The organism is Streptomyces bungoensis, assembly GCF_001514215.1.
GTDB lineage: Bacteria > Actinomycetota > Actinomycetes > Streptomycetales > Streptomycetaceae > Streptomyces > Streptomyces bungoensis.
On sequence record NZ_KQ948867.1, the window covers coordinates 70,951 to 97,632 of the forward strand.

Here is a 26,682-nt window from a genome sequence, read left to right on the forward strand (position 1 = left end):
CAGACAGGAACGGGAAGGAGGGACGTCGGGGATGAGTACCAAGGACTTCATCGAGAAGGACTACTACAAGGTCCTCGGCGTCCCCAAGGACGCCACCGAGGCCGAGATCAAGAAGGCGTACCGGAAGCTCGCCCGCGAGTTCCACCCGGACGCCAACAAGGGGAACGCCAGGGCCGAGGAGCGCTTCAAGGAGATCTCCGAGGCGAACGACGTCCTCGGCGACCCCAAGAAGCGCAAGGAGTACGACGAGGCGCGCGCCCTGTTCGGCGGCGGTGGCTTCCGCCCCGGGCCGGGCGCCGGCGGCGGCTCCTTCAACTTCGACCTCGGCGACCTCTTCGGAGGCGGTGGCGCCACCCAGACCGGGGGCGGCTTCGGCGGCGGCATAGGCGACGTCTTCGGGGGCCTGTTCAACCGCGGCGGCGCGGGTACCACGCGTACCCAGCCGCGGCGCGGCCAGGACATCGACACCGAGGTCACGCTCAGCTTCACGGAGGCCATCGAGGGCGCCACGGTGCCGCTCAGGATGTCCTCCCAGGCGCCCTGCAAGGCCTGCTCTGGCACCGGCGACAAGAACGGCACACCACGCGTGTGCCCGACCTGCGTCGGCACCGGGCAGGTCGCCCGGGGCTCGGGCGGCGGCTTCTCGCTCACCGACCCGTGCCCCGACTGCAAGGGCCGCGGCCTGATCGCCGAGCACCCGTGCCTGGAGTGCAAGGGCAGCGGCCGCGCCAAGTCGTCCCGCACCATGCAGGTCCGCATCCCGGCCGGGGTGACGGACGGGCAGCGGATCCGGCTGCGCGGCAAGGGCGCGCCCGGCGAGCGCGGCGGACCGGCGGGCGACCTGTACGTGACGGTGCACGTCGGCGAGCACCCCGTGTTCGGGCGCAAGGGCGACAACCTCACCGTGACCGTGCCGGTGACGTATCCGGAGGCGGTCCTGGGCGGCGAGGTCCGGGTGCCGACCCTGGGCGGCCCGGCCGTCACCCTGAAACTGCCTCCCGGCACCCCGAACGGCCGTACGATGCGGGCCCGTGGCAAGGGCGCGGTCCGCAAGGACGGCACCCGCGGCGACCTCCTGGTCACCGTCGAGGTGAGTGTCCCGAAGGACCTGCCGGGGAAGGCTCGTGACGCGCTCGAGGCGTATCGCGAGGCGACCGCGGGCGAGGACCCGCGGGCGGGGCTGTTCGAGGCCGCGAAGGGAGACTGAGAGAGATGGACGGCCGTCGGCGCAATCCGTACGAACTGACCGAGGAGACCCCGGTCTACGTCATCTCGGTGGCGGCCCAGCTCTCCGGCCTGCACCCGCAGACGCTGCGTCAGTACGACCGCCTGGGTCTGGTCTCCCCGGACCGCACCGCAGGCCGGGGCCGGCGCTACTCGGCGCGTGACATCGAACTGCTCCGCCAGGTGCAGCAGTTGTCGCAGGACGAGGGCATCAACCTGGCCGGCATCAAGCGGATCATCGAACTGGAGAACCAGGTCGCCGCCCTGCAGTCCCGCGTCGCGGAGCTCCAGGCGGCCCTGGACGGCGCGGCGGCCGCGATGCGGCAGCGCGAGGCCGCCGTCCACGCCTCCTACCGCCGCGACCTGGTCCCGTACCAGGAGGTCCAGCAGACCAGCGCGCTGGTGGTGTGGAGACCCAAGCGGCAGCAGCAGGACTGAGGCACGAGTGGAACACGGGGCCCGCGGGCGTTCAGCCCCCGCGGGCCCTCGCCATGCCCTGGCGGCGCGTCAGGGAGGCTGGCCGAGTCTGTTCGATCTTGTGATCGAATCCACGTCTCCTCGGCGACACCTGAACTTCCCTTGCATGAAGGGTCCGTAAAGACTGTTTGGAGGTGATTCCGCTCCCCCTTCACAGGACAGCGGAGCGTGCTGTTGCGCGTTCGTTAAGTGATTCCGCTTGACGCCGGGTGGCCGATCCGCGTTGTCTTTTCAGACACCTGGGTCGTAAAGCAGCACCCACGTCCGGAACGCACCTGAAGTGAGCCCTCACATGCGTCGTATCGCCATATCCGTGGCAGCATCCACGATGACCCTTTCGCTCGCCGGCTGCGGCGTGCTGAACGCGACGGGGGACGGCGCGAGCGCGAGCCCGACCAAGGGGGACGACGTCACCATCGGCCTGCTGCTGCCGGAGAAGGCGAACACCCGCTACGACAAGTTCGACTACCCCATCATCAAGAGCAAGGTCGAGGAGATGACCGGCAAGAAGGGCCGGGTCGACTACGCCAACGCGAACGCCGACTCCGCCCGGCAGGCCGGCCAGATGCAGAAGATGATCGACGACAAGGTCGACGTCATCCTGCTGGACGCGGTCGACTCGCACGCCATCGCCGGCGAGGTGAAGAAGGCCAAGGACGCCGGCATCCCGGTCATCGCCTACGACCGGCTGGCCGAGGGCCCGATCGACGCCTACATCTCCTTCGACAACGAGCTCGTCGGCGAGGTGCAGGCCCGCACGCTGCTGGAGGCGCTGGGGTCGAACGTCGACACCTCCGACAAGATCGTCATGGTGAACGGCTCGCTCACCGACCCCAACGCCAAGCAGTTCAAGCAGGGCGCGCTGTCCGAGCTGAACGGCAAGGTGACGATCGCCAAGAGCTACGACACCAAGGACTGGAAGCCGGAGAACGCCCAGGCCGAGATGGCCGAGGCGATCAACGTCATCGGCAGGGACAACATCGCCGGGGTCTACGCCGCCAACGACGGCATGGCGGGCGGCGTCATCAAGGCCCTGAAGGCCGCCGGCGCCACCAAGATGCCCCCGATCACCGGCCAGGACGCCGAACTGGAGGGCGTGCAGCGGGTGGTGGCCGGCGAGCAGTACATGAGCGTGTACAAGCCCTACCCGGACGAGGCCGAGGCCGCGGCCCAGATGGCCGTCACCAAGGTGCAGGGCAAGGACATCCAGTTCGACGCCCTGACCCAGGACAAGGTGAGCAGCCCCACCGAGAAGGACATCCCGTCCCGGCTGGTCCAGGTGACCCCGATGACCAAGGACAAGATCAAGGACACCGTCCTCGCCGACGGGATCTACACCGTCGACCAGATCTGCGTCGGCAAGTACAAGTCGGCCTGCGCGGCGATCGGCCTGAAGTAGCCGGTCGGGCACACGACGCGGCGGTCACCTGCCGGAGCGGGTGACCGCCGCGTCGTGTGCCGGGCACTCCCGCATCGCGCCACCCCCGTGGGTGCGATGCGGCGACCCCGACCCGGCGGGGGGTGCCCGGCCGGGGCCGCCCCCCGGGTGGGGGGCACCCGGTGGGCGGCTCCAACGATGCCCCGGGGACGGCTGGTTCACCACCACCATCTTGTTGCAGTGCGACGGGCGGAGGCCGGTCGATACCCGGACATAGCGGCGGCCGGCGACGGCCGCCGCGCGGGGAGCCGTGTTGCGGACCCGGCGGCCGCCGCGCATAGTTGCGCTCCGTAGGTGGCAGCAAACCGGGGGTGGAATGGGCGATGGCCGGGCACGGAACGGAGGAGCATCCACACGGTGCCGACCGGCTGTGCGAGGCCGGGGACCGCGTGTACTCCCGGGCCGTACGGCGCGGACGTGTGCCGCGCACGGACGCGGAGCCGGTGCCGTGCCTGATGGACCTCGCCCTGCTGCACCCCGACCCCGACGACATGGACTGGCTGGTGCCCACCTCCCCGCAGGAGGTCATGACCCGGCTGCTGCGCGGGGTCTACGACGAGGTCAGGGAGAGCCAGCGGCGGGTGGGCTCGGCGGTGTCCGCCTTCGAGCGGTACGCGGGCCTCGGCCGGCAGCTCCAGGCGCTCACGTCACCGGGCGGGGGCACGGCCATCCGCGTGCTGGACGGACTGTCGCGCATCCAGGCGGCGATGGACGAGGCGACCGCCGCCTGCACCACCGAGGTGCTCACCGTGCAGCCCGGCGGGATCCGCCGTGAGGAGGAGCTGACCGAGGGGCTGCACCGGGCGCTGGCGCTGCGCGGCCGGGGCGTGCGGATGCGCGACCTGTACACGCACGTGGCCCGGCACGGGCAGGGGCTGCTCACCTACCTGGAGCTGATGGGGGACGCGGTCGAGGCGCGCACCCTGGATGAGGTCATCGACCGGCTGATCCTGTTCGACCGCACGGTCGCCTTCATCCCCGCCAACGCCGAGCGCACGATGGCCCTGGAGCTGCGCCACCCGGGCCTGGTGGAGTACCTGGTGACCGTCTTCGAACGGCTGTGGCGGCTGGCGCTGCCGCTGACGGCGCCGCTGCCCGACACCGGCATCGAGGGCATCTCGCACCGGGAGCGGACCATCGCCGCGCTGCTGGCCGAGGGCCACCAGGACGCGGTGATCGCCGAGCGGCTCGGCATCAGCGTGCGCACCTGCCGCGCCCACATCGCCCGCCTGTCGGACACGCTCGGCGCGGTCAGCCGGACCCAGCTCGGGGTGCGCATCGCGCAGGTCGGCCTGGACGGGCCCCCGCACAGTGGTCCGCCGGGTCCGCCGGCGCCGGTCAGGGTTGCCGGTCGAGGATCCCCGAGCGTGCGATGAGGTAGCCGAGCTGGGCCCGGCTCTCGCTGCCGAGGGTGGCGGCGAGGCGGGCGATGTGCACGCGCGCCGTGCGCACGTTCATGCCCAGCCGCTCGGCGACGACGGCGTCGGTGTGGCCCTCCACCAGCAGGGCGGCGATGGCGTGCTGGCGCGGGGTGACGCCGTTCAGGGAGGGCCGCCGCACTGTCTCCGGGTACATGGGCGTGGCCAGGCGCCACAGCCGCTCGAAGGCGGTGACGAAGAACCGGAGCAGGGCCGGGTGCCGTACCTCGAGGGCGAGCCGGCCGTCGTCGCCGGCCGGGACGAAGGCGACCGTGCGGTCGACGACGATGAGCCGGTCGGGCAGCTCGTCCAGCGTGCGCGCTTCCGCCTCCCCGCGCAGCTGCTCGTACCGGGCGAGCACGAGGGGCGCGTGCCGCTGGGTGTGCTGGTAGAGGGTGCGGATGCGGGCGCCCCGGTCGAGCAGCGCCTGGTCGCGCTCCATGGCGACCGACTGGGCGGCCCGGCCGCGCTCGCTGTGGTAGTGGACGTTGGGCTGGACGCAGAGCAGCTCCTCGGCGGCGCAGGCCATGGCGTCGCCGATGGCGCCGTTGATGCGTTCGGTGCCGCTGAGGATGCGCAGGGTCGGGGTGTCGTCGTCCGTGCCGTGCGCGGCGCCGAGGCGCAGCAGCGGCTCGAAGAGGCCGGTGAGGAGGTCCTCGTGGCGGCGCTCGGCGGCGACGCGGGCGCGGGAGCCGCGCAGCAGCCGGTGCAGCAGGGCGGCCGGGGGGACGGGTTCGAGCCGGGCGAGGTCGTCGACGGCCGGGTGCAGCAGCCCGAGGTCGGTGAGGCAGGGCACGTCCGCCGCGTCCACGGCGGGCAGGTGGCCGTCGCGCAGGGCCTGCTCGTACCGCGCCGCGCCCGCCTCGCACAGCTCCTCGATCCCGTGTTCGGGATGGTTCACCGGGCCGCCTCCTCCGGCTCCAGTATCCCCGACCGGGCGATGAGGAAGCCGAGTTGGGCCCGGCTGTCGCTGCCGAGGGCCGCGGCGAGGCGGGCGATGTGGTCGCGGGCGGTGCGGACGTTCATGCCGAGCCGGTCGGCGATGACGGTGTCGGTGTACCCCTCGGTCAGCAGCCGGGCGACGGCGCGCTGGAGCGGGGTGACGCCGTTCAGGGCGGGCCTGCGGACCGGCTCGGGGAAGACAGGGGTGGCCAGCCGCCACAGCCGCTCGAAGACGGACACGAAGTAGGAGACCAGCGCGGGATGGCGGACCTCCAGGGCGAGCGTGCCGTGGTCGTCGGCCGGGAGGAAGGCGACCGTGCGGTCCATGACGAGGAGCCGGTCGGTCGGCTCCTCCAGGCTGCGGGCCTCGTTGTCGCCGTGCAGGCGCTCGTTGTGGGCGCGGACGGACGGGAGGTGGACCACGGTGTGCCGGTAGAGGGTGCGGATGCGGCCGCCGCGGTCGAGCAGGCGCTGGTCGCGGCCGTAGGCGGCGTCGTGCGCGGCCTCGCCGCGCTCCCCGGCCGGTCCGGCGTGCGGCTGCACGCACAGCACCTCCTCGGACGCCTCGTCCATGGCCTCGGTGACGGCCTGGTCGATCCGCTGGAAGCCGCTGTGCAGGCGCAGCAGGGGGGTTCCGGCTCCCGTGCCCGCGGCCTGCGGGCCGTACCGCCGCAGCAGCGGTTCGAACCGCTCCACGAGTCTCTCCTCGCGCCGGTGCTCGGCCGCGATCCGGGACCGGGAGCCGCGCAGCATCCGGGTCAGGGCGGCGGCGGGGTCGGCGGGTTCGAGGTGGGCCGGGTCGCCGGGGGCCGGGTGCAGCAGGCCGAGGCGGGTGAGGCACGGCACCCGTGCGGCCTCGGCCGCCGGCAGCCGGCCCGCGCGCAGGGCCTGTTCGTACAGCTTCGCCCCGTCGGGGCACAGTTCCCCGGCTCCGTGGGGCCGGTGTTCCGCGTCCGGCACTCAGTGCTCCTGGTCCTGCTGGTCCTGCTCCAGGAGCCCCGAACGGGCGATGAGGTAGCCGAGTTGGGCCCGGCTGCCGCTGCCCAGGGCGGCGGCCAGTTTGGCGATGTGGGCCCGGCAGGTGCGCACGTTCATGCCGAGCCGGCGGGCTATCGCCTCGTCCACGTGACCCTCGACCAAAAGCTTGGCGATGGAGCGCTGGACCCCCGTGACGCCGTCGATCGGGGGCGCGTAGGCCGGTTCCTCGAGCAGCGGGACCGCGCGCCGCCACAGTTGCTCGAAGACCTTCACCAGGTACTCGACCAGGCCCGGGTGGCGCAGTTCCAGCGCGACCTGGCGGTCGTCGCGGGCGGGTATGAAGGCGACCTCGCGATCGAAGATCATCAGCCGCTCGATCAGTTCCTCCAGCGTGCGGATCTCGACCTTGCCCTTGGCCATGATCTCGGCGTAGGCGAGCGTGCCCTGGCTGTGCCGGACCGTGTGCTGGTAGAGGGTGCGCATGGAGATGCCGCGCTCGATCACGTTCTGGCCGCGCTTCAGCGCCGTGCTGAGGACGTGCTCGCTGCGGCCGCCGCCCGGCTGCACGGTGAGCACCTCGGAACGGCACTCGGCCGTGGCCCGTTCGATGGCCGCGTTGATACGGTCGATGCCCTCGTGCACCGTGACGGCGTTCGTCTCGCCCGTACTCTGGGCGCTGATGGCCATGAATGGCTCGAAGGAGTCGGTGAGTTCGATCGCGAGGTGCCGGCGCTCCTGGATCTCGCGTTCGAGCGGGTGGAGCCGCTGGGCGAGGGCGGCGGCGGCCGGCACCGGGCGCAGCCAGTTCGGATCGTCGGGATCCGGGTGCAGCAGGGCGAGTTCCAGCAGGCAGGGGGCGGGCCGGACCTCCGCGCGGGCAACGCGTCCCAGCCGGAGCGCGTCGGCGTACAGGCGCTTGCCGTCGTCACAGAGATCCGTCATCCCATGAGGATGTGTCCCGTTCGTGTGAGTTTTTGGCAAATCTCCACCCCCCAGGGTCCTGTACATGCAGGAACATGATGCACCGCTTCTGTGGCTTTGACGTGGCTTGATGAGCCATCGTCTTGAGAGCGGGGGAGAGACACAGGGGAAGTGAGGACGAAGCCCATCATGTGCAAGAGAATGCTTCGCTCAGTACTTGCCGTGGCCTTCTCCACAGGACTGGTCTTCGGCACGGTGAGCGCGCTGGATCTCGGCTGGGACATCAAGCCCCCCACGGCTCAGGCCAAGTCCGCGCAGGATCTCGGCTGGGACATCGTCCGGGCGGGTGTGCGGGCATGACCATCCCACCCGACGACCGGTCCTTCCGACGTGAGATGGCCACCGCATACCGCTCCGGCTGGCACTTCATCGACCTGGTCACCGCCATCCCCCACAGCGGTGACTCGTTGATGGTGACCGTGTTCGGAGAGCCGGTCGTCGTCACCCGGGACGAGGACGAGGACGTACGGGCCTACCGGTGCCTGCGCAAGCCGCGCGGTGCGCCGCAGCCGGTGCGGTGCGCCGTCCGCTACGGCATGATCTTTGTGAATCTGGACCAACGCGACCACCGGATGGCAGAACCGGAGGTCTCGGATCTTTCGACCATTTCGGCCACCCCCCGCAGTGCCTGACGCGATTCCCCCGTCGTAAAAGATCGCTCAGGCGCTTCCCCCCGCAGCGGCGTCACCGTGACCTGAACACGGTGACGCCGCTGTCGTTCGTGCCGACATTTCACGACATGCGAGCGCGCCAACCTGGCTGAAATCCGACGGTGCGGCGGATGCTCAGCCGTGCCCGAGCATCCGCTCCACCGCGATCTCGATCACCACCCGCGCCGGGTTCTCGGCCGGCCGGCGCTGGTACCGGTCCGCGTACCGCCGCTCCGCCTCCCGTACCCGCTCCGGCTCGGTGCGCACGAGGGCCCGGCCCTCCAGCGTGGCCCAGCGCCGTCCGTCCACCTGGCACACCGCCACCCGCGCGCCCTCCGGCCCGGCCGCGAGCACGTGCGCCACCTTGGCGCTCGTGCGGTTCGTGATCACCCTGGCGAGCCGGGTCGCCGGGTCGTACGTCACCCCGACCGGCACCACGTGCGGGCTGCCGTCCGGGCGCAGGGTGGTCAGGGTGCACAGATGGCGCTCCCGCCAGAAGGCGAGGTAGGGCTCGTCCGGGGCAGCCGGATCCTGTGAGTGTCTCGACATGCCCGCAAGGTAGCCGGTGGCGCGCCGCGGAATCCGCCCGGCGCGGCCTTGAGTGGAGTAGACTCAACTTTGTGTACGTTGGTTAAGTCAGTTGGTTGAGACCGCTGTCGGAGACATGGCCGACGAGCCGAGGCCGAGGAGGAGAACGGACAGGTGGACGCCGAGCTGACCAACAGGAGCCGGGACGCGATCAACGCCGCGAGCAATCGCGCCGTGACCGAGGGGCACCCGGACCTCACCCCTGCTCACCTGCTGCTCGCGCTGCTCCAGGGGCAGGACAACGAGAACATCACCGACCTGCTCGCCGCCGTCGAGGCCGACCAGGCCGCCGTCCGCGCCGGCGCGGAGAAGATCCTCGGCGGGCTGCCCAGCGTGACCGGTTCCACCGTCGCGCCCCCGCAGCCCAACCGGGAGCTGCTCGCCGTCATCGCGGACGCGACCGAGCGGGCCAAGGCCCTCGGTGACGAGTACCTGTCCACCGAGCACCTGCTGCTCGGCATCGCCGCGCAGGGCGGGGCGGCCGGAGAGGTGCTGCGGGCGCAGGGCGCCGACGCAAAGAAGCTTCAGGAGGCCTTCAGCAAGGCCAGGGGAGGACGCCGCGTGACCACCGCCGACCCGGAGGGCCAGTACAAGGCCCTGGAGAAGTTCGGCACCGACTTCACCGCCGCCGCCCGCGAGGGCCGGCTCGACCCGGTCATCGGGCGGGACCAGGAGATCCGGCGGGTCGTGCAGGTGCTGAGCCGCCGTACGAAGAACAACCCCGTGCTCATCGGCGAGCCCGGCGTCGGCAAGACCGCCGTCGTCGAGGGGCTCGCCCAGCGCATCGTCAAGGGCGACGTGCCCGAGTCGCTGAAGGACAAGCGGCTGGTCGCGCTGGACCTCGGCGCGATGGTGGCCGGCGCCAAGTACCGCGGCGAGTTCGAGGAGCGGCTGAAGGCCGTCCTCGCCGAGATCAAGGACTCCGACGGGCAGATCATCACCTTCATCGACGAGCTGCACACCGTCGTCGGCGCCGGCGCGGGCGGCGACTCCGCCATGGACGCCGGCAACATGCTCAAGCCGATGCTGGCCCGCGGCGAGCTGCGCATGGTCGGTGCCACGACGCTGGACGAGTACCGGGAGCGGATCGAGAAGGACCCGGCCCTGGAGCGCCGCTTCCAGCAGGTGCTGGTCGCCGAGCCGACCGTCGAGGACACCATCGCCATCCTCCGCGGCCTCAAGGGCCGCTACGAGGCCCACCACAAGGTGCAGATCGCGGACTCGGCGCTGGTCGCCGCCGCCACGCTCTCCGACCGCTACATCACCTCCCGCTTCCTGCCCGACAAGGCCATCGACCTGGTCGACGAGGCCGCCTCCCGGCTGCGCATGGAGATCGACTCCTCGCCCGTCGAGATCGACGAGCTCCAGCGCGCCGTCGACCGGCTGAAGATGGAGGAGCTGGCGATCGCCAAGGAGACCGACCCGGCCTCCGTCGCCCGTCTGGAGAAGCTGCGCCGCGACCTCGCCGACAAGGAGGAGGAGCTGCGCGGCCTGACCGCCCGCTGGGAGAAGGAGAAGCAGTCCCTCAACCGGGTCGGTGAGCTGAAGGAGAAGCTGGACGACCTGCGCGGCCAGGCCGAGCGCGCCCAGCGCGACGGCGACTTCGACACCGCGGCCAAGCTGCTGTACGGCGAGATCCCGCAGCTGGAGAAGGAGCTGGAGGCCGCCTCCGAGGCCGAGGAGGAGGCCGCCACGGACACCATGGTCAAGGAGGAGGTCGGCTCCGACGACATCGCCGACGTCGTCGCCGCCTGGACCGGCATCCCGGCCGGCCGCCTGCTGGAGGGCGAGACGCAGAAGCTGCTGCGCATGGAGGACGAGCTGGGCAAGCGGCTGATCGGCCAGTCCGAGGCCGTGCGCGCGGTGAGCGACGCCGTGCGCCGCTCCCGGGCCGGCATCGCCGACCCCGACCGCCCCACCGGCTCCTTCCTCTTCCTCGGCCCGACCGGCGTCGGCAAGACGGAGCTGGCGAAGGCCCTGGCGGACTTCCTCTTCGACGACGAGCGGGCCATGGTCCGCATCGACATGTCGGAGTACGGCGAGAAGCACAGCGTGGCCCGCCTGGTCGGCGCGCCCCCCGGGTACGTCGGCTACGAGGAGGGCGGCCAGCTCACCGAGGCGGTACGGCGCCGCCCGTACAGCGTCGTCCTGCTCGACGAGGTGGAGAAGGCCCACCCCGAGGTCTTCGACATCCTGCTGCAGGTGCTGGACGACGGGCGCCTCACCGACGGCCAGGGCCGCACGGTCGACTTCCGCAACACCATCCTGGTGCTCACCTCCAACCTGGGCAGCCAGTTCCTGGTCGACCCGATCACCAGTGAGGCGGAGAAGAAGGAGCAGGTGCTGGAGGTCGTCCGGACCTCGTTCAAGCCCGAGTTCCTCAACCGGCTCGACGACCTGGTGGTCTTCTCGGCGCTGACCAAGCCGGAGCTGGAGCGGATCGCGGGCCTCCAGATCGACCGCCTGGCCAAGCGGCTGGCCGAGCGCCGGCTCACCCTGGACGTCACGCCCGAGGCGCTGGCCTGGCTCGCCGAGGAGGGCCTGGACCCGGCCTACGGCGCCCGGCCGCTGCGCCGCCTGGTGCAGACCGCGATCGGCGACCGCCTCGCCAAGGAGATCCTGTCCGGCGAGATCAAGGACGGCGACACGGTCCGCGTGGACCGCTTCGGCGAGGGCCTGCTGGTGGGCCCGGCGACGGGCAAGACGCTGTAGGACCGCCCCGCGGGCACGGCACGGCCCCCTCCCTCCGGACACCTTCCGGAGGGAGGGGGCCGTCTTCGCCGCCCTCACACGGTGAACGCGCCGAAGGTCACGTACGCGGTGGCGGGATCCTCGTACGTCACGTCGATCTGCACGGCGTCCGCGTCGATGCCGGGCGGGACGGTCCCGTCGGTGCTCATGTTCACGCAGAAGTCGGCACCGTCGTCGCAGAGCTCGGTCGTGGGCCCCGGTCCCGCCGGGTAGGTGTTCCGCAGCCACGCCCCGACGTCCGCGCGGGGCATCCGGAACCTGGCGCCGTAGTAGGTGTCCTGCCACGCCCGCACCGTGCAGTCGGTCTCGTACGCCCCGTCGGGCAGCCGCGCCCCGCCGAAGGCCAGCGCCTCGGCGCACGGGACCTTCTCCGGGCCTCCGCCCAGCGGATAGTCCGAGGTCACGGCCCTGACGACCACCGCGACGGCCCACACCGCGACCACCGCGGGCACCGCCGCGATCACCGCGAAAGGCCCCCACCCGGTCCGCCCCCGCGCCCTCACATCCGCCCCCTTCGCCCGGGCGGCCGCCACCCGGTCAGCCGGATCATGTCAGCCCTGGGCAGACAGGCGGTGTCTGGGCTTGCCTCCCCCCTCCCCCCGTGGGGGAGGATGGCCGCATCCGTACGAAGGGAAATACACGGTGACCATCGACCCGTCCTCGATTCCGAACTTCGGGGGCCAGCCCGAGCCGCAGCCCCAAGGACCGGCGGGCCCCGTCGTCCCGGATCAGGATCTCGTGAAGCAGCTCCTCGAGCAGATGGAGCTGAAGTACGTCGTCGACGAGGAGGGTGACCTCGCCGCGCCGTGGGAGCAGTTCCGCACCTACTTCATGTTCCGCGGAGAGGCCGAACAGGCGGTCTTCTCGGTGCGTACCTTCTACGACCGCCCCCACCCGATCGACGAGAAGCAGCACCTGCTGGAGTCCGTCGACGACTGGAACCGCCGCACGCTGTGGCCCAAGGTGTACACCCACACCCACGACGACGGCACCGTCCGCCTCATCGGCGAGGCGCAGATGCTGGTCGGCACCGGTGTCGACCTCAACCACTTCGTCTCCTCCACGGTCAGCTGGGTGCGGGCCGCGATCGAGTTCGACCGGTGGCTCGTGGAGCAGCTGGGCCTGGAGCAGGAGATCGACGAGGCGGACAAGCCCGAGGACGACGGCGAGTAGGCCGTCCCGGCACCGGCCCGGGAGGGGAGCGAACGGGCTCCCGTCTCCCGGGCCCTTTCACGCGCTGACCGTCGGTTCAGCGGGCTCGTGCGGCACGGCGACGCCGTCGCGCATCATCATGTCCACCACCGCTTTCTCCGGCAGTCGGAGCTCGTCGGCGATACGGGTCAAGCCGGGCTCGTCCGGAGTGATCACGGCCCGGTGCTGCGGCGCCGTCCTCAACCTGGCCACGCGCGAAGCATCGAGAGGACCACGGGTGGCGTCACTGCCTCGTTGTTCGCGCAGCCGTGCCGCGTGACGGGCGACCTTCTCCCAGAAGTCCGGCTGGGGAGCTGCGGTGGATCGTCTGGGGGCCAGTGTCTTCGTTTCGATCACCAGGCGATGTGCCTCCACGCAGATCGGGCGTGCAAGGTCCTGGTCGTTCAGCGCGGCTGCAGCGGCCTCGGAGGACGCCGTACGGGCAGCCGCGTCGTCCGCCTCCAGCAGCGCGCGCCGAGTGGCCGGCAGCGTGAGCCGGAGCAGCAGGCGCGCTGTCGCGGCCACGGCCGTCCTCGGGATCCACAGCACCCACTCGCTGGTCTTGCCCCGGATGTTGAAGTTCCGTGCTCCGGCCGCCACTTCCTCCGCACCGAACGCGAGAGCGTTGGCATTCCAGGAGATGTACGCGGTGTCGTTGGTTCGCATGGCCCCCGACCCGGCGGTCAGTGACTCCAGGGCCATGGCGACGAACGCGCGGGAACGGACGTTGCGGGGAGCCGCGTAAGCCAGTGCGTGGGCTACGGCGGCGACGCGTTGCTGGGGCGGGTAAGCGGCCCAGAGCGGGAGGCCGAGCACAAGGCAGCGCTTCCGGGGAAACCCGTAGTGGGCGACGGTGACCGAGAACGCCGGACTCAACTGGACCGTCTCGGGGCGCCGTACTCCGCACGTGTCCGCTACGCCGCCCAACAGGTCGAACAACGCCGGGGCATCCTCCTCCCGCAGCGTGGGCAGGTCGGGATCCAGCCGTCCGAGGCGTGGGCGCATCGCAAGGGCCAGGCCCAGAAGCGCCAGGCCCATCATGGGCTGGACGACGGTGCGGAACCCGACAACGATCAACAACACGCTTCCGGTGAACAGCGCGGCGGTCACGAGATGGACCAGGCCGGCGACGGCGTACGCGGCCGCTGTCCTGGCTCTGACGTGGGGCGCGCTCACTGGCAGACTTCGGCGGTCACGTTCCACGAGTCCCCCTAGCGGTGAACGGCTGGTGCCGCTCGAACACGTGGTGATCCGACCACCGCGGCAGAGCCCGGACAAGCGGTCTGAGCAACATCTGAGCTGCCACGGCCGCTACAGGCCAGGTGGCACTTCAAGGGGCACCTCCGCCCACACCGTCTTGCCGACCGGGTGGCGGAGCTCCGACCCCCAGCGCGCGGCCAGGACGTCCACCAGGAGCAGTCCTCGGCCGGACTCGCCGTCGGGGTACGACGGCGGCGGCACCCTCGGCGGCCGCTCGGCCGAGGCGGCGTCCGCGACCTCGATGCGGACCAGGCCCGCGGCCGTGTCGAGGGTGAGCCGGAGGCCGATCTCGTGCCCCGGGACCCGGCCGTGCCGCACGGCGTTCGCCGCGAGTTCGCCGACGACGAGGGCCACCGCGCACGAGGTGTCCGAGGCCGGCGGACAGCCCCACTCCTCCAGGCGCCGGACGGCGACCCGCCGGGCGAGCTGCGCGCCGCGTGGCGTGGAGGGGAACTGCTGCGCGAAGTGGGGGAGTTCGCGTTCCGGGGTGGTCGTTCCTGTCAGCACCGCTTGTCCGTTCCTGTCTTCGCGTGGGGTGCGCGAGTCGTCACGTTCCGTGCTCAAGAGTCGTCTGATCGCCCTACGCTCGACAGGTGAAACAGGCTTACTTTTCGAGCCGTAAGGAACGGAAGTGACGCTTTGGCCAACGGAATCGACCCCAGTGCGTCGATGGCGGCCCTGTTCGGCGCGCGGGTGCGCAGGCTCCGCACGGGGGCCGGACTGACCCAGGCGGAGCTCGGCGAGAGAACCCACGTCGTCAGCACCCGCATCACGCAGATCGAGCGGGCGTCCGGGGCGAGGCCGACACTTGAGCTGGCGCGTGCGCTGGACGCGGTGCTGGGGGCGGACAACCTGCTGGTGGAGCTGTGGCCGTACGTGTATCGGGAGGCGTTCCCGGACTGGTCGAGGGCGTTCATCGCGCACTCGGAGCGGGCCGTGTCCATCCGTGAGTACGCGGCGCATGTGGTGCCCGGCCTGTTGCAGACCAAGGAGTACGCGAGAGCTGTTCTGAGCGTCGGCCTGACGCTCAACGGTGACGAGCAGTTGGAAGAGCGGCTCGCAGTCCGCATGGCGCGGCAGGAGCGGCTCGGTTCGTCCGACCGGCCGGCCCTGTGGGTAGTGCTGGACGAGGCGGTTCTCAGGCGTCCTATCGGTGGACACGACGTGATGCGCGCGCAGTTGGAGCTGCTGCTCCGTGTGGCGGCGCAACACCACATCGCGGTCCAGGTGTTGCCGTTCGACCAGGGCGAGCACGACGCGATGGGCGGTTCCCTGACGGTGCTGACGCTGCCTGACGGCTCCGAAGTCGCCTACACGGAGGGCGCGCACTACGGCCAACTCATCGAGGATCCGGCCGAGGTCAGGCGTTTCACGGTGACCTACGATCGGCTGCGGGCCAATGCCCTGCCCCCACTCATGTCGCTCGACATGATCCGATCCGTGATGGAGGGATACAACCGTGGAGCGAACGTCCCGTCCCGATCTGAGCGCCGTCGTGTGGCGCAGGAGCAGTTACAGCAATCAGGAGGGCGGCAACTGCGTGGAGGTGGCCGACGGGTTCCAGGCGGCCGTCGTCCCCGTCCGTGACAGCAAGGTCCCGCACGGCCCGGCGCTGTGCTTCGACGCCGTTTCCTGGGGTGCGTTCATAGGTGAGTTGAAGTCGGGACACCACCACCCCTGAGGCAGGCGGCCTCGTCCACCGGACCCTTGTCCGCGAGGGTCCGGCGGGCCACTGACCTCCTGAGAGAACCGGGGGAAAGAACCACCCGCCCGCCCACCCTCCCCGCCGGAAGGCGCACGTCACCCGTCCGAGTGACCAGCTTGCAGGGGTGGGACACGGACCGTTACGTTCGCCGCACAACCCAACACAGACGACGGCCCCCGGCCGGGACGGCAATCCCGATCGAGGGCCTGACCGATCAGGAAGCAGAGACCTTCCCGATGGCTGACCCGCAGTCTAACGCGCCCCTGCGCGCTTCCGCCGGAGCTCCGACGTCCGGCGTGATCCACGTACGCACCCGCCTCACGGCCGACTTCACGGTGATCTCCAACGCCCTCGCGCAGCGACGCGGCAGCGCGGTCACGATCGGCGTCGCGGCGTACATCGCCTCCCCGCCGGACGGCTCGCCCGTGAGCATCACCGCCCTGTGCGAGCACTTCACCGAGGGCGAGATCCTGATCTCGCGAGCGCTCCGGGAGCTGGAAGCCGCCGGCTACCTGGAACGCCGCCGCGAGCGCCTGCCCACCGGGCGGATCCGCACCCGGACGTACTTCTACGACGTACCCGGCGGCGGCAGCCCGGACGACCCGCCCGAACCGCCGAAGCCGCGGGCGGTGCCACCCGAGGCGGCGCCCGTTCCTCCTCGCCCCCGCCCGGAGGAGACGGCTTCGCTCTCCGACGCCGATCCCCGGGCGGTCGCCGTCCTGGCCTCCCTCCGCCGGGTCGATCCGCGCCTGGTCCTGTCCGAGCGGGAGGCCGCGAGCCTGGCCCCGGCCGTCACCCAGTGGCTGGCGGCCGGTGTGGCTCCACCGCAGATCACCGACCTGCTCACCGCCCGGCTCCCGGACCGCTTCCTGACCCGCCCGGCGGGCATCCTCGCCTTCCGCCTCCGCGAGACACCGCTGCCCGCACCGCCCCCGGCACCGCGGTCCCCGCTCGGCGAGCGCCCGGCCGTCCTGCCGCTCCAGACCTGCGACGGCTGCGAGCGAGCCTTCCGCGCACCGGACCCCGGCCGCTGCCGCGACTGCCGGTCCCGAGAAGCCTCGGATCGCCTCCGTGCGGCCTGCTGAGCCGCCGGTGGGCGGCTGTGCGGTCCGCCTCCGGATGGGAGGCTTGATGTGCGACGATGCGAAAGCCGGTGCCAGGAGGAGGTGGGGCATGGTCGACAGGTTCAAGGACGGGCTGCTGACGCCCGCGGAAACGGCCTCCTACCTTGAGATCCCCCAGTCGACTCTCACGTCTTGGCTCAAGAACAAGGCCGCCGGGGCACCACTGGTCCACCAGGTCGAGCCGGCGCGGAAAGGACAGCCTTCGGTGCCGTTCATCGCGGTGGCTGAGGCACACGTCCTTCGTTCCCTGCGCTCCCTCGGGCTCCGCATGAGCGAGATCAGGGAGGCCGCCGCCGCCGTACGGGATGCTTTCGACACCCCCTATGGCCTGGTGTCCAAGCGGATCGCCACGGACGGCGTGGACATCTTCATCGAGCACGGTTGGGGGGATCTCCGCAGAGCTCGCGACGGCCAGGTCCCCATTCAGGAAGTGGTCTCCGACTATCTTCGCTACCTCACCTGGGAGCCGGGCGAGGACTTCCCCTCCAGCCTGCGACTGAGGCAGTACCCGGACTCTGTTCCCGTCGTGATCGATCCGCGGTTCGGTCACGGTCTCCCCGTGGTGGCGGCCAACCGCGTCACCGTCCAGGCCATCACGGACCTGTGGGAGGCCGGGGAGACCGTCGAGGACATCGCTTACGACTACGACATGACGCCTGAGCAGGTGGAAGCGCTGTGCCAGGCAGTGGTGCACCTTGCCGCCTGAGTTCTTCCTCGACCGGAATCTCGGTCGTCGTGTGGCGGAAGGGTTGAGAGCCTGCGGGTGGACGGTTCACCGCATCGGGGACGTCTTCCCGGACGACGGGCAGGACGTCCCGGACGAGGAGTGGATCACGCACGGTCTCGACCGCTCCTGGGTCCCGCTCTCGAAGGACGGACGGATCAAGACCCGGGACCTGGAGATCCGACCCGTCCTCGAGCGCGAGGCGGTGCTGCTCTACCTGGACAACCAGCAGCTTCGGAGCACAGAGATGGTAGAACGGCTCGTCGCACGCCGTGAGGCGATTCACCGTGCCGTCGAGAAGGGCGGCCCGGCGGCGTACGCCGTGCGACACGACCGCATCGAGCGCACATGGCCCTGAGAGGCAGGCGCCCCCAAGACGCCTGTCCGATACGCGGTGCCGAAGCTCCTCGCCAAGCTGACTTCACGGTGTTGGCGCGGGGCAGCGTCGCTCCTGCGGCTGACGACGGTGTGGAGCTGGTCCAGGAGAGGAGGCACGCGGGTGGGTCTTGGGCGTACGCGCGGTGGGCCCCCGACCTGGATGGCCGGGGCCGAGGCGGGTGGATCAGTGGTTCTCGATCCACCAGACGATGACGCTGACTCCGCCCGCTCCGACGCCGTAGGAGACGCCGCGGACGATTTGGAAGGTGATCGTCTTGCGCCGCCGCCTGAACCAGTGGAGGACGCGCTGGGTCCGGGACGGCTGAATGGAGGCGTGCGTGGTTCCGGTCTGGGTGAGGTCAGGCTTATCCTGCATGACGTGCTCCGTGTTCGTGACGGGGCTTGGAAGGGAGCCCTTCCGACGGAGGCCTCGGAACCGCGTCGGAGCTACAAGGGCTCCCTTCCCACGAGTGCAGCGTGTGGTGGCAGAGGCTGGACGCCACGGCTCTTTCCGCTCCTCGCTCATCCCATGGTCTCGGAGGTTTGCTTGTTGCTCTCTGGCAACAAGTGCTGCGCTTAGGGGCCTTCTTTTGTCGAGAACCCACAGTTGTGAAGGAGGCCATCGCAACTGGAGTGGTGCATTCCTCCACTTTGATCAATCTATCGGAAAATGTACCGATATCGTCTCTGCGGAGACGACGGTCGCTGTAGCCGGTAACTGGCGTCAGGGGATGGTGATCTCGGTCCGGAGCATGGCTTCCACTTCGCTTCGCCCGGGCGGTGGGCGCTTCGTCGGCGGCTGGGTCGGCGGCGATGGCCGGCCAGCCGCGGCCGGCCTCCCGCCTCCGCCTCCCGACGCCCTTTTCGCGTCCGTCCCGTCGGTCACGGCTCGAGCCCTCCTCAAGAGGCGGAGGGACTTGCGCGGCTAACCCATGCCTCCTCCACCGTCACGACCGCCCGCCCTGTCCGGGACGGGAGGACTTTTCTTCGAGACATGGAGGCCCAGTGAGCACCGACGGGAACCTCCCGGGTGGGTGCGCTGAGCAAGGGAGGGCATCGGTCGGCGCTCACAGCGCGCCACCCAGTGTCTTGAGCCGGGAGGCCGCCTCCTCCAGTACGCCCGTCCGCTTGCAGAACGCGAACCGCACGAAGGGCGCCCCCTGCTCGCGGTGGTCGTGGAAGACCGCGTTGGGGATCGCCACCACCCCGCAGCGCTCGGGCAGCGCACGGCAGAAGGCGAAGCCGTCGTTCTCGCCGAGGGGGCGGATGTCGGTGGTGACGAAGTACGTGCCGCTCGGGCGGAAGACCTCGAAGCCCGCCTTTTCCAGACCGCCTGCGAGCAGGACCCGCTTGGCCAGCATGTCCGCGCGGAAGTCCTCGAAGTACGCGTCCGGCAGAGCCGGCGCCTCCGCCACCGCGTACTGGAAGGGACCCGAGGCGACGTACGTCAGGAATTGCTTCGCCGAGCGGACGGCGGAGACCAGGTCCGGTGCGGCCGTGATCCAGGCCACTCGCTGCCGGCGCAGCAGCAGCGTCGGATGGGGCAGGTCCTATCGCAGGAGTAGGGCTTTCAGCTGCCACCCACCTTGCGCGATGGAAATCAGAGCGCAATCAGAGTACAGTCTGAGTATGAGCATCGCGCCCTTGGCATTCGAATCGGAGTCTGTCTCGTTCACCGATCTGTCGCGGAACCCGAAGGCTGTCGCTGCCAGGGCCGCCGCCCTGGGATGCCTGCGTGTCACGCACCGAGACGCCCCCGACATGGTGTTGACCACGGCCATATACGCAGAGCGCGCCGAGGAAAACCTGACCACGGCGTCCCGGCTGTTCCTTGCACTTTTGAAGCAGGACGACGGTGCCAAGTCGCTTTTGCTCGCGCTGCCCGAGGTGTTCCCGTGGGTGCGTCACCTGGATGCTGAGGAAGTCCGGGAATTCACTGTCGAGCTTCTGGAAGCGCTGTCCGACGCCGCTGAGCTGGGCGCCAGGGAGGCTGTGCACCGAGCGATCGTCTCGTGGCGGGCCACCGCTCGCATCAACGCCGACCCCGACCAGCTCAGGGAAGCGCTCCGTCCGCTTGGTGACGTCGACCTCGGCCCGGTCGAGGTGCACGAGTGAGCCCGAAGAAGGGCGATCGGGTCAGCGTTCCTCCGCTGAGTGGGTGGAACGTCATCCACGGGACGACGGAGGCCGCGACCGGTTGGGAGGAGCTGTGCCGGGTGGCGTTGCCGAACGCCCATCGCTGCCTGGAAGCCCTTCGCACAGACCCGCTGTCGCGGGCCGACTGGAATCGCCAGCACCAGCTCCGCGGCAGGCATGCCACCAGGGAATGGAAGGGCTCCGAGCTGGAGCAGTGGGAGTACGAGATCACCAGCGGCGGCCGGGTCCGCTACCTGGTCAGCCCGGATACCTCGACTGTGATCCTGGTGTACGCCTCTCCGCGACACCCGAAGGACACCGAATAGCCTCACTGGTGAGCGCGGATTTCTGGGCAGGGCCAGCCTTGGGCTCGCCCTGCCCAGGCGCCTCGAACCGGAACGCCACGCACCTGATTCCCTACACCACGTCGCGGACACGTCGCGGGACCCGACCCGCGGGGCTGCGGCACGGATAGCTGATGTGCACTACTCGCACAGCGACCCTTCGCTCCAGCCTCTCGTCGACTGTCCGCCTCACCGCTCGCGTCGGCGATCCGCTCACGGCCTACGAGGGGCTGCACTCCCACGAACGTCAGCCGTCAAGGGCTGGGGCCGGCACTCCGCTGGACGGCGTGTTCCGGGCATGTGTGACGCGGAATCGCATGTGTGTGACGTGCGGTGAGGCGAGGATTCTGCTCCGTTCCAGCTCGATGTGTTCCTTTCCCAAGTGATCGAAGAGTCGGCGGCCGTCGCCCATCAGCACCGGTGCGATCTGAAGGTTGATCTCATCGAGGAGCCGGGCCCTGAGCGCCTGTTGGGCGATGTCCGCACCCATCAGCGTGACGTCCTTGCCGCCCGCTGCTGCCTGTGCCTGCTGAAGCGCGCTTTCCACGCCTGCGGTGATGAAGGTGAAGGTCCCGCTCTTCATGACCATCTGGCTTCGAGCGTTGTGGGTGAGGACGAAGCAGGGGACCGGGAAGGGCGTGTCCTCCCACACCTCGACACCCACGTCGAATGTTCTTCTGCCCAGTACGACCGCACCTGTCGAGTCCGAGACCTCTCGTGTGACCGCGGCGTCCGCCTCGCTCCCTGACGTGTCAAAGATCCATTCATGCAGACGAAGACCGCCCCGGCCCATGGGGTGTTCGGCGCTGATGTCCGGACCGGCCATGAAGCCGTCGAGCGACATGGTGACGTTCAAGACCACCTTGCTCATGAGACAACTACCTCTCCACGCGGTGTGTGATCGACCAGCCAGACGGTCAGACCGGACGGCGAGGCAGAACTCATTGGTCTTCCACCATGCACGGTGGACATCGCTGTACTTCACTGGGGCGACGCCATGGGGCGCTGTCCGCTGCCGAGGTTGATCGGCCGGTCCGCACTCGATCGAGTGCGGACCCCCCGGCACGCCGGTGATGATCTCGCCTCGACCTCACTCGCGAGGGAGGAGCGCGAGTTCAGGACGCCAGTCGTTGCAGGCGGCTGGTGGCTTCGGCGAGGACGTCGTCCTTCTTGCAGAAGGTGAAGCGGACCTGGCTGCGGCCGGCGTTGGGGTCGTCGTAGAAGACGGAGTTGGGGATGGCGACGACGCCGCAGCGTTCGGGGAGTGCGCGGCAGAAGGCGTAGGCGTCCTTGTCGCCGAAGGGGGTGATGTCGGTGGTGATGAAATATGTGCCCTGGGGCTGGTAGACCTCGAACCCGGCCGCGCGCAGGCCGTCGCCGAGCAGGTCGCGCTTGCGCCGGAGATCGGCGCGGAAGTTGTCGAAGTACGCGTCCGGCAGGCGCAGTGCTTCGGCGACCGCGTACTGGAAGGGGCCCGCGCTGACGTAGGTCAGGTACTGCTTGGCCGTCCGGACGGCGGTCACGAGTTCCTGAGTACTGGTCACCCAGCCGACCTTCCAGCCCGTGAAGGAGAAGGTCTTGCCGGCCGAGCCGATCGTCACCGTCCGCTCCCGCATCCCGGGGAACGTCGCCAGCGGCACGTGCTCGGCGTCGTCGAAGACCAGGTGCTCGTAGACCTCGTCCGTCACCACCAGCAGGTCCCGCTCCACCGCCAGCTCGGCGACCGCCGCCAGCTCCGCGCGGGTGAGGACCGTGCCGGTCGGGTTGTGCGGGGTGTTGATCAGCAGCAGCCGCGTGCGGTCCGTGACGGCCGCGCGCAGCTCGTCGAGGTCCAGGCGGAAGGCGCCCTCGTGCGGCCGGAGCGTCACCGGCACCCGCCGGCCGCCCGCCATCGCGATGCAGGCCGCGTAGGAGTCGTAGTACGGCTCCAGCGCCACCACCTCGTCGCCCGGCTCCAGCAGCGCCAGCAGCGAGGCCGCGATCGCCTCCGTCGCGCCCGCCGTGACCAGCACCTCCGTGTCGGGGTCGTACGACAGCCCGTACCGGCGCAGCTGGTGCGCGGCGACCGCGGTGCGCAGCTCGGGCACGCCCGGGCCCGGCGGGTACTGGTTGCCGCGGCCGTCCCGCAGCGCCCGTACGGCCGCCTCGCGCACCTCCTCCGGGCCGTCGGTGTCGGGGAAGCCCTGGCCCAGGTTGATCGACCCGGTCGACAGGGCCAGGGCGGACATCTCGGCGAAGATCGTCGTGCCGAACTCCGCCAGCCGGCGGTTCAGGTGCGGGCGCGCGCTGGAGGTCATGCCGGTCATCCTGCGCCCAAGCTCTGGACTTGCTCAACTCTGCTTTGGCGGCCGGACCCGCCGGGCATCCCCCGGTCACCGCACGACAGGCGGCAATCGGACAGAGGCCCACGGGGGGCCGCTTCGGGGGAACGGAAAGAGGGTGACGCCATGGGCATCGTCTTCATCGTGGTGGTGATCGCGGTCGTCTGCGTGATCATCGCGTCCGCGACAGGGAAGGCCCGGCGGGCCAGGAAGGCCGGCGTCGGCGGCATCGGTTCGTCGTCGGCGGCCCACGGGAGCGGCAACAGCTGGTGGGCCGGCGGCAGCGGCGACTCCGGCGGCTCGTCCGGCGGACACCACAGCGGGCACCACGGGGGTCACAGCGGGGGCCACAGCGGGCACTCCTGCGGGGGCGGCCACTCCTCCTGCGGAGGCGGCTCGTCCTGCGGCGGGGGCTCCTCCTGCGGAGGCGGCGGTTGCGGAGGCGGCGGTTGCGGGGGAGGCAGCTGACACGGGGCGGGGGAGCTCCCGCGCCGGGCGTGCGCCCCAAAGGTTGCGCGCGCCCGGCGCACACCATGGGTGAACAGTTGAGCTGGGCAGCCCTCTGAGGGATGGAAAGCTCACGAAGTTGGGTAAAAACGCTGTGGCGTCGCCACTGTCCATGATTCCCTCTATTTCGCCAACGCGGCCCTCACACCAGCACAGCCCTCGGACTCCCGCAGTCGCCCCCACCGGCCGGGCCGACTGGGCTGACAAGGCCGAACTCCCCCCTCTCCTTGTTCGTTAGCGGAGCCGATCCATGCTCACGACCCTCAACACCTCCTACACCGATACGCGCGCTGCCGACCTCGCGTGGGCCCTCGGGCGCGAACCGCTCCCCGCCCTGGCCACCCTCGACCTGGAACTGACGGGCGTGAAGCTCCAGTTGAGGCTGCTCGGCGCCTCCCACCAGGTGCTGGTCGAGGAGGAGCGGGGGACCTGCTCGGAGACGGTCGCGTGCCTGCCCGGCTCCAGCACACCGCTCCCGCTGGGCGTGGCCAAGCGGGTCGACGACTGGGAGTACGAGTTCGCGGCGCGCGTCGAGATGCTCACGCCGGGCACGTTCGCGGGCCGCGCCCAGGAGTTGCTGGCCCTGGTCTCCGACCATCCGCACGGCCTCGCCGGTGTGTTCCCCGGCAGCCCGCACGCGTTCACCGCCATGCTGGCCCAGTGGCACGAGGGCCAGGTGCACTGGCGGACCTGGCACGCCTACCCGCAGGACGGCCAGTTGGTGGCGACCCGGACCCGGGTCGGCGCGCGGGTGCGCTCCACGACGACTCGAACGACATAAACACGAATGCGTCAACTGCCCGGAGATCCACACGTGTGGGTGACGAAGCGTGCCGAGCATGTGACGTAACGTCGCAGAATGATCGAACCGCACGCCCCCGCCCGGCCGGGCGCCCCGCCCTGGACGAGCCCCGCCCGGCTGCCCGCCCGGTCGCCCGACCGGTTGCCCGTGCGGCCAGGCACCGCGCGGTTGCTGGTCCTCGTGTGCGTCTTCGTCTGCGCGGCCTGCGGACTCGTGTACGAGCTCGAACTCGTCGCGTTCGCCTCGTACTTGATGGGTGACTCGGTCACCCAGGCCTCCGTCGTGCTGTCCGTGATGGTCTTCGCCATGGGCATCGGCTCCCTCGCCGCGAAGCGGCTGCGCCGGCACGCGGCCGTCGGCTTCGGCGCGATCGAGACCGCGCTCGCGCTGGTCGGCGGGTGCAGCGCGATGTCCCTGTACGCCGTCTTCGCCTGGACCGGCGGCTGGGGCGGGATCTGGGCCGGCGGCCCGCGCTGCCTGCTGGTCGCCTTCTCCCTCGGCATCGGCCTGCTCGTCGGCGCCGAGGTCCCCCTGCTCATGGAACTGATCCAGCGCATCCGCCGCCAGGACGCGGGCGGGGCGGTCGCCGACCTGTTCGCCGCCGACTACGTGGGCGCGCTGGTCGGCGGCCTCGCCTTTCCGTTCCTCCTCCTGCCGTTCTTCGGCCAGTTGACCGGCGCGCTGCTCACCGGCACGGTCAACGTGGTCGCCGGGGGCGCCCTGGTCCTCGGCCTGTTCCGCCGCGACCTGACCCGCCGGGCCCGCTGGACCCTGCTCCTCGCCGGACTCACCGTCCTCGGCGTCCTCGGCTCCGCGGCCGCCCTCGCCGGCGACTTCGAACGCGCCGCCCGGCACGCCGTGTACGGCGGCGACGTCCGGGTGGCCGTGCAGACCGACGTCCAGGAGATCGTCCTGGCCGGCGGCACCGGCGGCCGCCCCCTCGACCTCTTCCTCGACGGCCGGCTCCGCGTCGGCGGCCGCGACGAGCGCCGCTACCACGAGGCGCTGGTGCAGCCCGCGATGGCCGGCCCGCACGCGCGCGTGCTCATCCTCGGCGGCGGCGACGGCCTCGCCGCCCGCGAGGTCCTGCGCCACCGGGACGTGCGCCGCGTCGACATCGTCGAACTCGACGCCGGCCTGACCGGCCTGGCCCGCCACGACCCGGCCCTGTCCGCCCTCAACGGGCACGCCTACGACGACCCGCGCGTCCACGTCACCACCGCGGACGCGCTGAACCGGCTGCGCACGGCGCCGGCGGCGGCGTACGACGTCGTGATCGCCGACCTCCCAGACCCCGGCATCACCGCCAGCACCAAGCTCTACTCCGAGGAGTTCTACGGCCTCGCCCGCCGCACCCTCGCCCCGCACGGCCGCCTGGTGGTGCACGCTGGCCCGGTCACCGGCCGCCCCCGCGACTTCTGGACGGTCGCGTCAACCCTGCGCGCGGCCGGCTTCACCCTCAGCCCCTACCGCGTCGTGGGCCACGACTCCGGCTTCCCGCCCGGCCCCGACCGCTCGGCCGACGCCTCCCGCGCCCCGCACGACTGGGGCTTCCTGCTGGCGGCCCCGCACGGCCCGGCACCACCGCTGCGCCTGGACCCCGGCGGCCCGCGACCGCGCACCCTGACCCAGGCCGCGCTGTCGGCGGACGGCAGGGCGGCGGACCGTACGCGGATCGCGGGACTGCCGGCCTCCACGCTGGTGCGCCCGCGCTACTGATGGGCCACGCACGCACGCGAGGGTACGTTCCGGCCCCGCCTGGGTAGGGTGAGCCGACATGGAGCACCAGGTCTTCGTCCCGGTTCCGGCCGACCGGCTCAGGCGGGCACTCGCCGACCCCGCGCGCGTCGCCCGGGCGGTCCCCGGGCTCCAGCAGGACGCCGGTGCCGAGCCCGTGGCCGGGCGGCTGAAGGTGCGGGTGGGCGGCCACTCGGTCACCTACCGGGGCACGGCCCGCGTGACCGCCCGCGACGACGGCACCTACACCGTCGAGGGCGAGGCCGCCGAGGCCCGCGGCTCCGGCACCGTCCGACTCGCCCTCACCCTGCGCCTGTCGGACACCGGCGACGGCACGGCCGTCACGGTCGGCGGCACGGCCCGCGCGGACGGCCGCATCGCGGAACTGCCCTCGGACGCGGTGAGTTCGGCGGCGACCCGGCTGCTGGACCGCTTCCTGGAGTCGCTGGTGGACGAACCGGGGGACGAGGGAGACGGACCGGAGGCGGAGTCCGGGGCCGAGGAGCCCGCCTCCGTCTTCGACACCGACGTCCCCCCGCCCTCCCTGGACCCGGACGCCGACGAGGACACCGCCGCCGACCGCCTCGCGGAGGACTTCGCCGACACCGGCGAGCCCCCCGCCGAAGCCGCGCACGCGCGCCGCACGATGATCGGCCGCAGCGCCGAGGAGGTCGACCACGCCCCGCCACGCGGCCGCTACGCCCCCGTACCGGCGCCCCAGCCGGGCACGGCGGCCTCGGCACTGCGCTGGGCGGCACCGGCGGCGGCGCTGGCCGTGGCGTCGGCGATCGTCGTCGGCAGGGCACTGCGCAGGCGCCGCTGAGCTTCGGAGCTCACGGCATGGTGAGGTGCCGGGGTGCTTCCGGAACGCGCGACCGGCCACGGCGGGCCTGCAGTGGGAGTCCCGGCGGGTTTCCGGTCGCGCGGAGGCGGCTGGGCTTCGAGGCTCACGGCATGGTGACCGGCCCGGGGGCGCGGGGAACTGCGCGACCGGCCACGGCGGGCC

General features: G+C 71.1%; 29 protein-coding genes and 1 pseudogene. 19 read left to right on the forward strand and 11 right to left on the reverse strand.

Annotated elements, in window-relative coordinates:
- The first annotated feature begins 31 nt into the window (after positions 1–31).
- The 4 genes from dnaJ to AQJ66_RS27560 all read left to right on the forward strand — a co-directional run bounded on the left by dnaJ (position 32) and on the right by AQJ66_RS27560 (position 4,515).
- Positions 32–1,207 carry a molecular chaperone DnaJ gene (gene dnaJ / locus AQJ66_RS27545; protein WP_061927445.1) on the forward strand — a complete coding sequence of 392 codons (1,176 nt, stop codon included), beginning with the start codon at positions 32–34 and terminating at the stop codon, positions 1,205–1,207.
- 5 nt (positions 1,208–1,212) lie between these two features.
- Positions 1,213–1,662, forward strand: coding sequence for a heat shock protein transcriptional repressor HspR (locus AQJ66_RS27550; RefSeq protein ID WP_061927447.1), 450 nt, complete (start codon positions 1,213–1,215; stop codon positions 1,660–1,662).
- Between the two features lie 331 nt (positions 1,663–1,993).
- The gene (locus AQJ66_RS27555; protein WP_061927449.1) at positions 1,994–3,100 is read left to right on the forward strand and encodes a sugar ABC transporter substrate-binding protein; all 1,107 of its coding nucleotides are present in this window, start codon (positions 1,994–1,996) and stop codon (positions 3,098–3,100) included.
- 362 nt (positions 3,101–3,462) lie between these two features.
- Positions 3,463–4,515: a helix-turn-helix transcriptional regulator gene (locus AQJ66_RS27560; protein ID WP_061927451.1), complete on the forward strand. Its 1,053-nt coding sequence runs from the start codon at positions 3,463–3,465 to the stop codon at positions 4,513–4,515.
- Here the strand turns inward: AQJ66_RS27560 and AQJ66_RS27565 are convergent.
- The 3 genes from AQJ66_RS27565 to AQJ66_RS27575 are packed head-to-tail and all read right to left on the reverse strand — an operon-like array spanning position 4,478 to position 7,485.
- Positions 4,478–5,458, reverse strand: a complete 981-nt coding sequence (locus tag AQJ66_RS27565) for a helix-turn-helix transcriptional regulator (protein WP_061927453.1) — start codon at positions 5,456–5,458, stop codon at positions 4,478–4,480. The genes AQJ66_RS27560 and AQJ66_RS27565 overlap by 38 nt on opposite strands.
- Positions 5,455–6,459 (reverse strand): helix-turn-helix transcriptional regulator, encoded by a 1,005-nt coding sequence (locus AQJ66_RS27570; RefSeq protein ID WP_061927455.1) that lies wholly within the window; start codon positions 6,457–6,459, stop codon positions 5,455–5,457. Before AQJ66_RS27570 ends, AQJ66_RS27565 begins: the two co-directional genes overlap by 4 nt.
- Entirely contained in the window at positions 6,460–7,485 is a 1,026-nt protein-coding gene (locus tag AQJ66_RS27575; protein ID WP_208611472.1) for a helix-turn-helix transcriptional regulator, read from the reverse strand.
- 135 nt (positions 7,486–7,620) lie between these two features.
- Between AQJ66_RS27575 and AQJ66_RS39070 the strand changes: the two genes are divergently transcribed.
- A complete protein-coding gene (locus AQJ66_RS39070; protein ID WP_159052656.1) occupies positions 7,621–7,758 on the forward strand; it encodes a hypothetical protein in 138 nt (45 codons plus the stop codon).
- Positions 7,755–8,090, forward strand: a complete 336-nt coding sequence (locus tag AQJ66_RS27580; protein WP_061927459.1) for a Rieske (2Fe-2S) protein — start codon at positions 7,755–7,757, stop codon at positions 8,088–8,090. Before AQJ66_RS39070 ends, AQJ66_RS27580 begins: the two co-directional genes overlap by 4 nt.
- 153 nt (positions 8,091–8,243) lie before the next feature.
- Here the strand turns inward: AQJ66_RS27580 and AQJ66_RS27585 are convergent, their stop codons facing one another.
- Positions 8,244–8,657, reverse strand: coding sequence for a pyridoxamine 5'-phosphate oxidase family protein (locus tag AQJ66_RS27585; protein WP_061927461.1), 414 nt, complete (start codon positions 8,655–8,657; stop codon positions 8,244–8,246).
- 153 nt (positions 8,658–8,810) lie between these two features.
- On the opposite strand from AQJ66_RS27585, the gene clpB reads away from it, so the two are divergent.
- The gene (gene clpB / locus AQJ66_RS27590; RefSeq protein ID WP_061927463.1) at positions 8,811–11,408 is read left to right on the forward strand and encodes an ATP-dependent chaperone ClpB; all 2,598 of its coding nucleotides are present in this window, start codon (positions 8,811–8,813) and stop codon (positions 11,406–11,408) included.
- 74 nt (positions 11,409–11,482) lie between these two features.
- Here clpB and AQJ66_RS27595 read toward each other — a convergent pair whose 3' ends face one another.
- A complete protein-coding gene (locus AQJ66_RS27595; protein WP_061927465.1) occupies positions 11,483–11,911 on the reverse strand; it encodes a hypothetical protein in 429 nt (142 codons plus the stop codon).
- Between the two features lie 178 nt (positions 11,912–12,089).
- Here AQJ66_RS27595 and AQJ66_RS27600 point away from each other — a divergent pair, with 178 nt between their 5' ends.
- Complete coding sequence (locus AQJ66_RS27600) at positions 12,090–12,620, forward strand: type III secretion system chaperone family protein (protein ID WP_061927467.1); 531 nt, start codon at positions 12,090–12,092, stop codon at positions 12,618–12,620.
- Positions 12,621–12,677: 57 nt separating this feature from the next.
- On the opposite strand, the gene AQJ66_RS27605 is transcribed toward AQJ66_RS27600, so the two are convergent.
- Both AQJ66_RS27605 and AQJ66_RS27610 read right to left on the reverse strand, forming a co-directional pair.
- Complete coding sequence (locus AQJ66_RS27605; protein ID WP_159052657.1) at positions 12,678–13,748, reverse strand: M48 family metalloprotease; 1,071 nt, start codon at positions 13,746–13,748, stop codon at positions 12,678–12,680.
- 201 nt (positions 13,749–13,949) lie between these two features.
- Complete coding sequence (locus AQJ66_RS27610) at positions 13,950–14,405, reverse strand: ATP-binding protein (RefSeq protein WP_061927472.1); 456 nt, start codon at positions 14,403–14,405, stop codon at positions 13,950–13,952.
- Between the two features lie 162 nt (positions 14,406–14,567).
- On the opposite strand from AQJ66_RS27610, the gene AQJ66_RS27615 reads away from it, so the two are divergent.
- The 5 genes from AQJ66_RS27615 (at position 14,568) to AQJ66_RS27630 (ending at position 17,809) form a co-directional block, all read left to right on the forward strand.
- Entirely contained in the window at positions 14,568–15,485 is a 918-nt protein-coding gene (locus AQJ66_RS27615) for a helix-turn-helix domain-containing protein (protein ID WP_061927664.1), read from the forward strand.
- Positions 15,445–15,579: a DUF397 domain-containing protein gene (locus AQJ66_RS40365; RefSeq protein WP_244162960.1), complete on the forward strand. Its 135-nt coding sequence runs from the start codon at positions 15,445–15,447 to the stop codon at positions 15,577–15,579. Before AQJ66_RS27615 ends, AQJ66_RS40365 begins: the two co-directional genes overlap by 41 nt.
- 260 nt (positions 15,580–15,839) lie before the next feature.
- On the forward strand, positions 15,840–16,688 hold the full coding sequence (locus tag AQJ66_RS27620) for a hypothetical protein (protein WP_061927474.1): 849 nt from the start codon (positions 15,840–15,842) through the stop codon (positions 16,686–16,688).
- 88 nt (positions 16,689–16,776) lie between these two features.
- A complete protein-coding gene (locus AQJ66_RS27625) occupies positions 16,777–17,433 on the forward strand; it encodes a DUF433 domain-containing protein (protein ID WP_061927475.1) in 657 nt (218 codons plus the stop codon).
- On the forward strand, positions 17,423–17,809 hold the full coding sequence (locus AQJ66_RS27630) for a PIN-like domain-containing protein (protein WP_061927477.1): 387 nt from the start codon (positions 17,423–17,425) through the stop codon (positions 17,807–17,809). The genes AQJ66_RS27625 and AQJ66_RS27630 overlap by 11 nt, the downstream gene beginning before the upstream one ends.
- 204 nt (positions 17,810–18,013) lie before the next feature.
- Here AQJ66_RS27630 and AQJ66_RS27635 read toward each other — a convergent pair whose 3' ends face one another.
- The gene (locus tag AQJ66_RS27635; protein WP_061927479.1) at positions 18,014–18,205 is read right to left on the reverse strand and encodes a hypothetical protein; all 192 of its coding nucleotides are present in this window, start codon (positions 18,203–18,205) and stop codon (positions 18,014–18,016) included.
- Between the two features lie 691 nt (positions 18,206–18,896).
- Positions 18,897–19,343 (reverse strand): annotated as a pseudogene (locus AQJ66_RS27640) (aminotransferase class I/II-fold pyridoxal phosphate-dependent enzyme); the annotation flags it as partial.
- 115 nt (positions 19,344–19,458) lie between these two features.
- Here AQJ66_RS27640 and AQJ66_RS27645 point away from each other — a divergent pair.
- Both AQJ66_RS27645 and AQJ66_RS27650 read left to right on the forward strand, forming a co-directional pair.
- Positions 19,459–19,944, forward strand: a complete 486-nt coding sequence (locus AQJ66_RS27645; RefSeq protein ID WP_061927666.1) for a hypothetical protein — start codon at positions 19,459–19,461, stop codon at positions 19,942–19,944.
- On the forward strand, positions 19,941–20,291 hold the full coding sequence (locus AQJ66_RS27650) for a hypothetical protein (RefSeq protein WP_061927481.1): 351 nt from the start codon (positions 19,941–19,943) through the stop codon (positions 20,289–20,291). The genes AQJ66_RS27645 and AQJ66_RS27650 overlap by 4 nt, the downstream gene beginning before the upstream one ends.
- Positions 20,292–20,556: 265 nt before the next feature.
- Here the strand turns inward: AQJ66_RS27650 and AQJ66_RS27655 are convergent, their stop codons facing one another.
- The gene (locus tag AQJ66_RS27655) at positions 20,557–21,180 is read right to left on the reverse strand and encodes a dihydrofolate reductase family protein (RefSeq protein WP_061927483.1); all 624 of its coding nucleotides are present in this window, start codon (positions 21,178–21,180) and stop codon (positions 20,557–20,559) included.
- A gap of 244 nt (positions 21,181–21,424) precedes the next feature.
- On the reverse strand, positions 21,425–22,615 hold the full coding sequence (locus tag AQJ66_RS27660) for a pyridoxal phosphate-dependent aminotransferase (protein ID WP_061927485.1): 1,191 nt from the start codon (positions 22,613–22,615) through the stop codon (positions 21,425–21,427).
- Between the two features lie 141 nt (positions 22,616–22,756).
- On the opposite strand from AQJ66_RS27660, the gene AQJ66_RS27665 reads away from it, so the two are divergent.
- The 4 genes from AQJ66_RS27665 to AQJ66_RS27680 all read left to right on the forward strand — a co-directional run bounded on the left by AQJ66_RS27665 (position 22,757) and on the right by AQJ66_RS27680 (position 26,499).
- Positions 22,757–23,098 (forward strand): hypothetical protein, encoded by a 342-nt coding sequence (locus AQJ66_RS27665; protein WP_061927487.1) that lies wholly within the window; start codon positions 22,757–22,759, stop codon positions 23,096–23,098.
- Between the two features lie 289 nt (positions 23,099–23,387).
- The gene (locus tag AQJ66_RS27670) at positions 23,388–23,918 is read left to right on the forward strand and encodes a DUF2617 family protein (RefSeq protein WP_061927489.1); all 531 of its coding nucleotides are present in this window, start codon (positions 23,388–23,390) and stop codon (positions 23,916–23,918) included.
- 78 nt (positions 23,919–23,996) lie between these two features.
- A complete protein-coding gene (locus AQJ66_RS27675; protein ID WP_061927491.1) occupies positions 23,997–25,658 on the forward strand; it encodes a polyamine aminopropyltransferase in 1,662 nt (553 codons plus the stop codon).
- A gap of 58 nt (positions 25,659–25,716) precedes the next feature.
- Positions 25,717–26,499 (forward strand): SRPBCC family protein, encoded by a 783-nt coding sequence (locus AQJ66_RS27680; RefSeq protein WP_061927493.1) that lies wholly within the window; start codon positions 25,717–25,719, stop codon positions 26,497–26,499.
- The last annotated feature ends 183 nt before the right edge of the window (positions 26,500–26,682 follow it).

Bases quoted from the DNA above. Each gene is read 5' to 3' on its own strand.
- dnaJ (WP_061927445.1), top strand. From the start codon at position 32: ATGAGTACCAAGGACTTCATCGAGAAGGACTACTACAAGGTCCTCGGC.
- AQJ66_RS27550 (WP_061927447.1), top strand. From the start codon at position 1,213: ATGGACGGCCGTCGGCGCAATCCGTACGAACTGACCGAGGAGACCCCG.
- AQJ66_RS27555 (WP_061927449.1), top strand. From the start codon at position 1,994: ATGCGTCGTATCGCCATATCCGTGGCAGCATCCACGATGACCCTTTCG.
- AQJ66_RS27560 (WP_061927451.1), top strand. From the start codon at position 3,463: ATGGCCGGGCACGGAACGGAGGAGCATCCACACGGTGCCGACCGGCTG.
- AQJ66_RS27575 (WP_208611472.1), bottom strand. From the start codon at position 7,485: ATGTACAGGACCCTGGGGGGTGGAGATTTGCCAAAAACTCACACGAAC.
- AQJ66_RS27580 (WP_061927459.1), top strand. From the start codon at position 7,755: ATGACCATCCCACCCGACGACCGGTCCTTCCGACGTGAGATGGCCACC.
- AQJ66_RS27585 (WP_061927461.1), bottom strand. From the start codon at position 8,657: ATGTCGAGACACTCACAGGATCCGGCTGCCCCGGACGAGCCCTACCTC.
- AQJ66_RS27615 (WP_061927664.1), top strand. From the start codon at position 14,568: ATGGCGGCCCTGTTCGGCGCGCGGGTGCGCAGGCTCCGCACGGGGGCC.
- AQJ66_RS27620 (WP_061927474.1), top strand. From the start codon at position 15,840: ATGGCTGACCCGCAGTCTAACGCGCCCCTGCGCGCTTCCGCCGGAGCT.
- AQJ66_RS27625 (WP_061927475.1), top strand. From the start codon at position 16,777: ATGGTCGACAGGTTCAAGGACGGGCTGCTGACGCCCGCGGAAACGGCC.
- AQJ66_RS27635 (WP_061927479.1), bottom strand. From the start codon at position 18,205: ATGCAGGATAAGCCTGACCTCACCCAGACCGGAACCACGCACGCCTCC.
- AQJ66_RS27645 (WP_061927666.1), top strand. From the start codon at position 19,459: ATGAGCATCGCGCCCTTGGCATTCGAATCGGAGTCTGTCTCGTTCACC.
- AQJ66_RS27655 (WP_061927483.1), bottom strand. From the start codon at position 21,180: ATGAGCAAGGTGGTCTTGAACGTCACCATGTCGCTCGACGGCTTCATG.
- AQJ66_RS27660 (WP_061927485.1), bottom strand. From the start codon at position 22,615: ATGACCGGCATGACCTCCAGCGCGCGCCCGCACCTGAACCGCCGGCTG.
- AQJ66_RS27665 (WP_061927487.1), top strand. From the start codon at position 22,757: ATGGGCATCGTCTTCATCGTGGTGGTGATCGCGGTCGTCTGCGTGATC.
- AQJ66_RS27670 (WP_061927489.1), top strand. From the start codon at position 23,388: ATGCTCACGACCCTCAACACCTCCTACACCGATACGCGCGCTGCCGAC.
- AQJ66_RS27675 (WP_061927491.1), top strand. From the start codon at position 23,997: ATGATCGAACCGCACGCCCCCGCCCGGCCGGGCGCCCCGCCCTGGACG.
- AQJ66_RS27680 (WP_061927493.1), top strand. From the start codon at position 25,717: ATGGAGCACCAGGTCTTCGTCCCGGTTCCGGCCGACCGGCTCAGGCGG.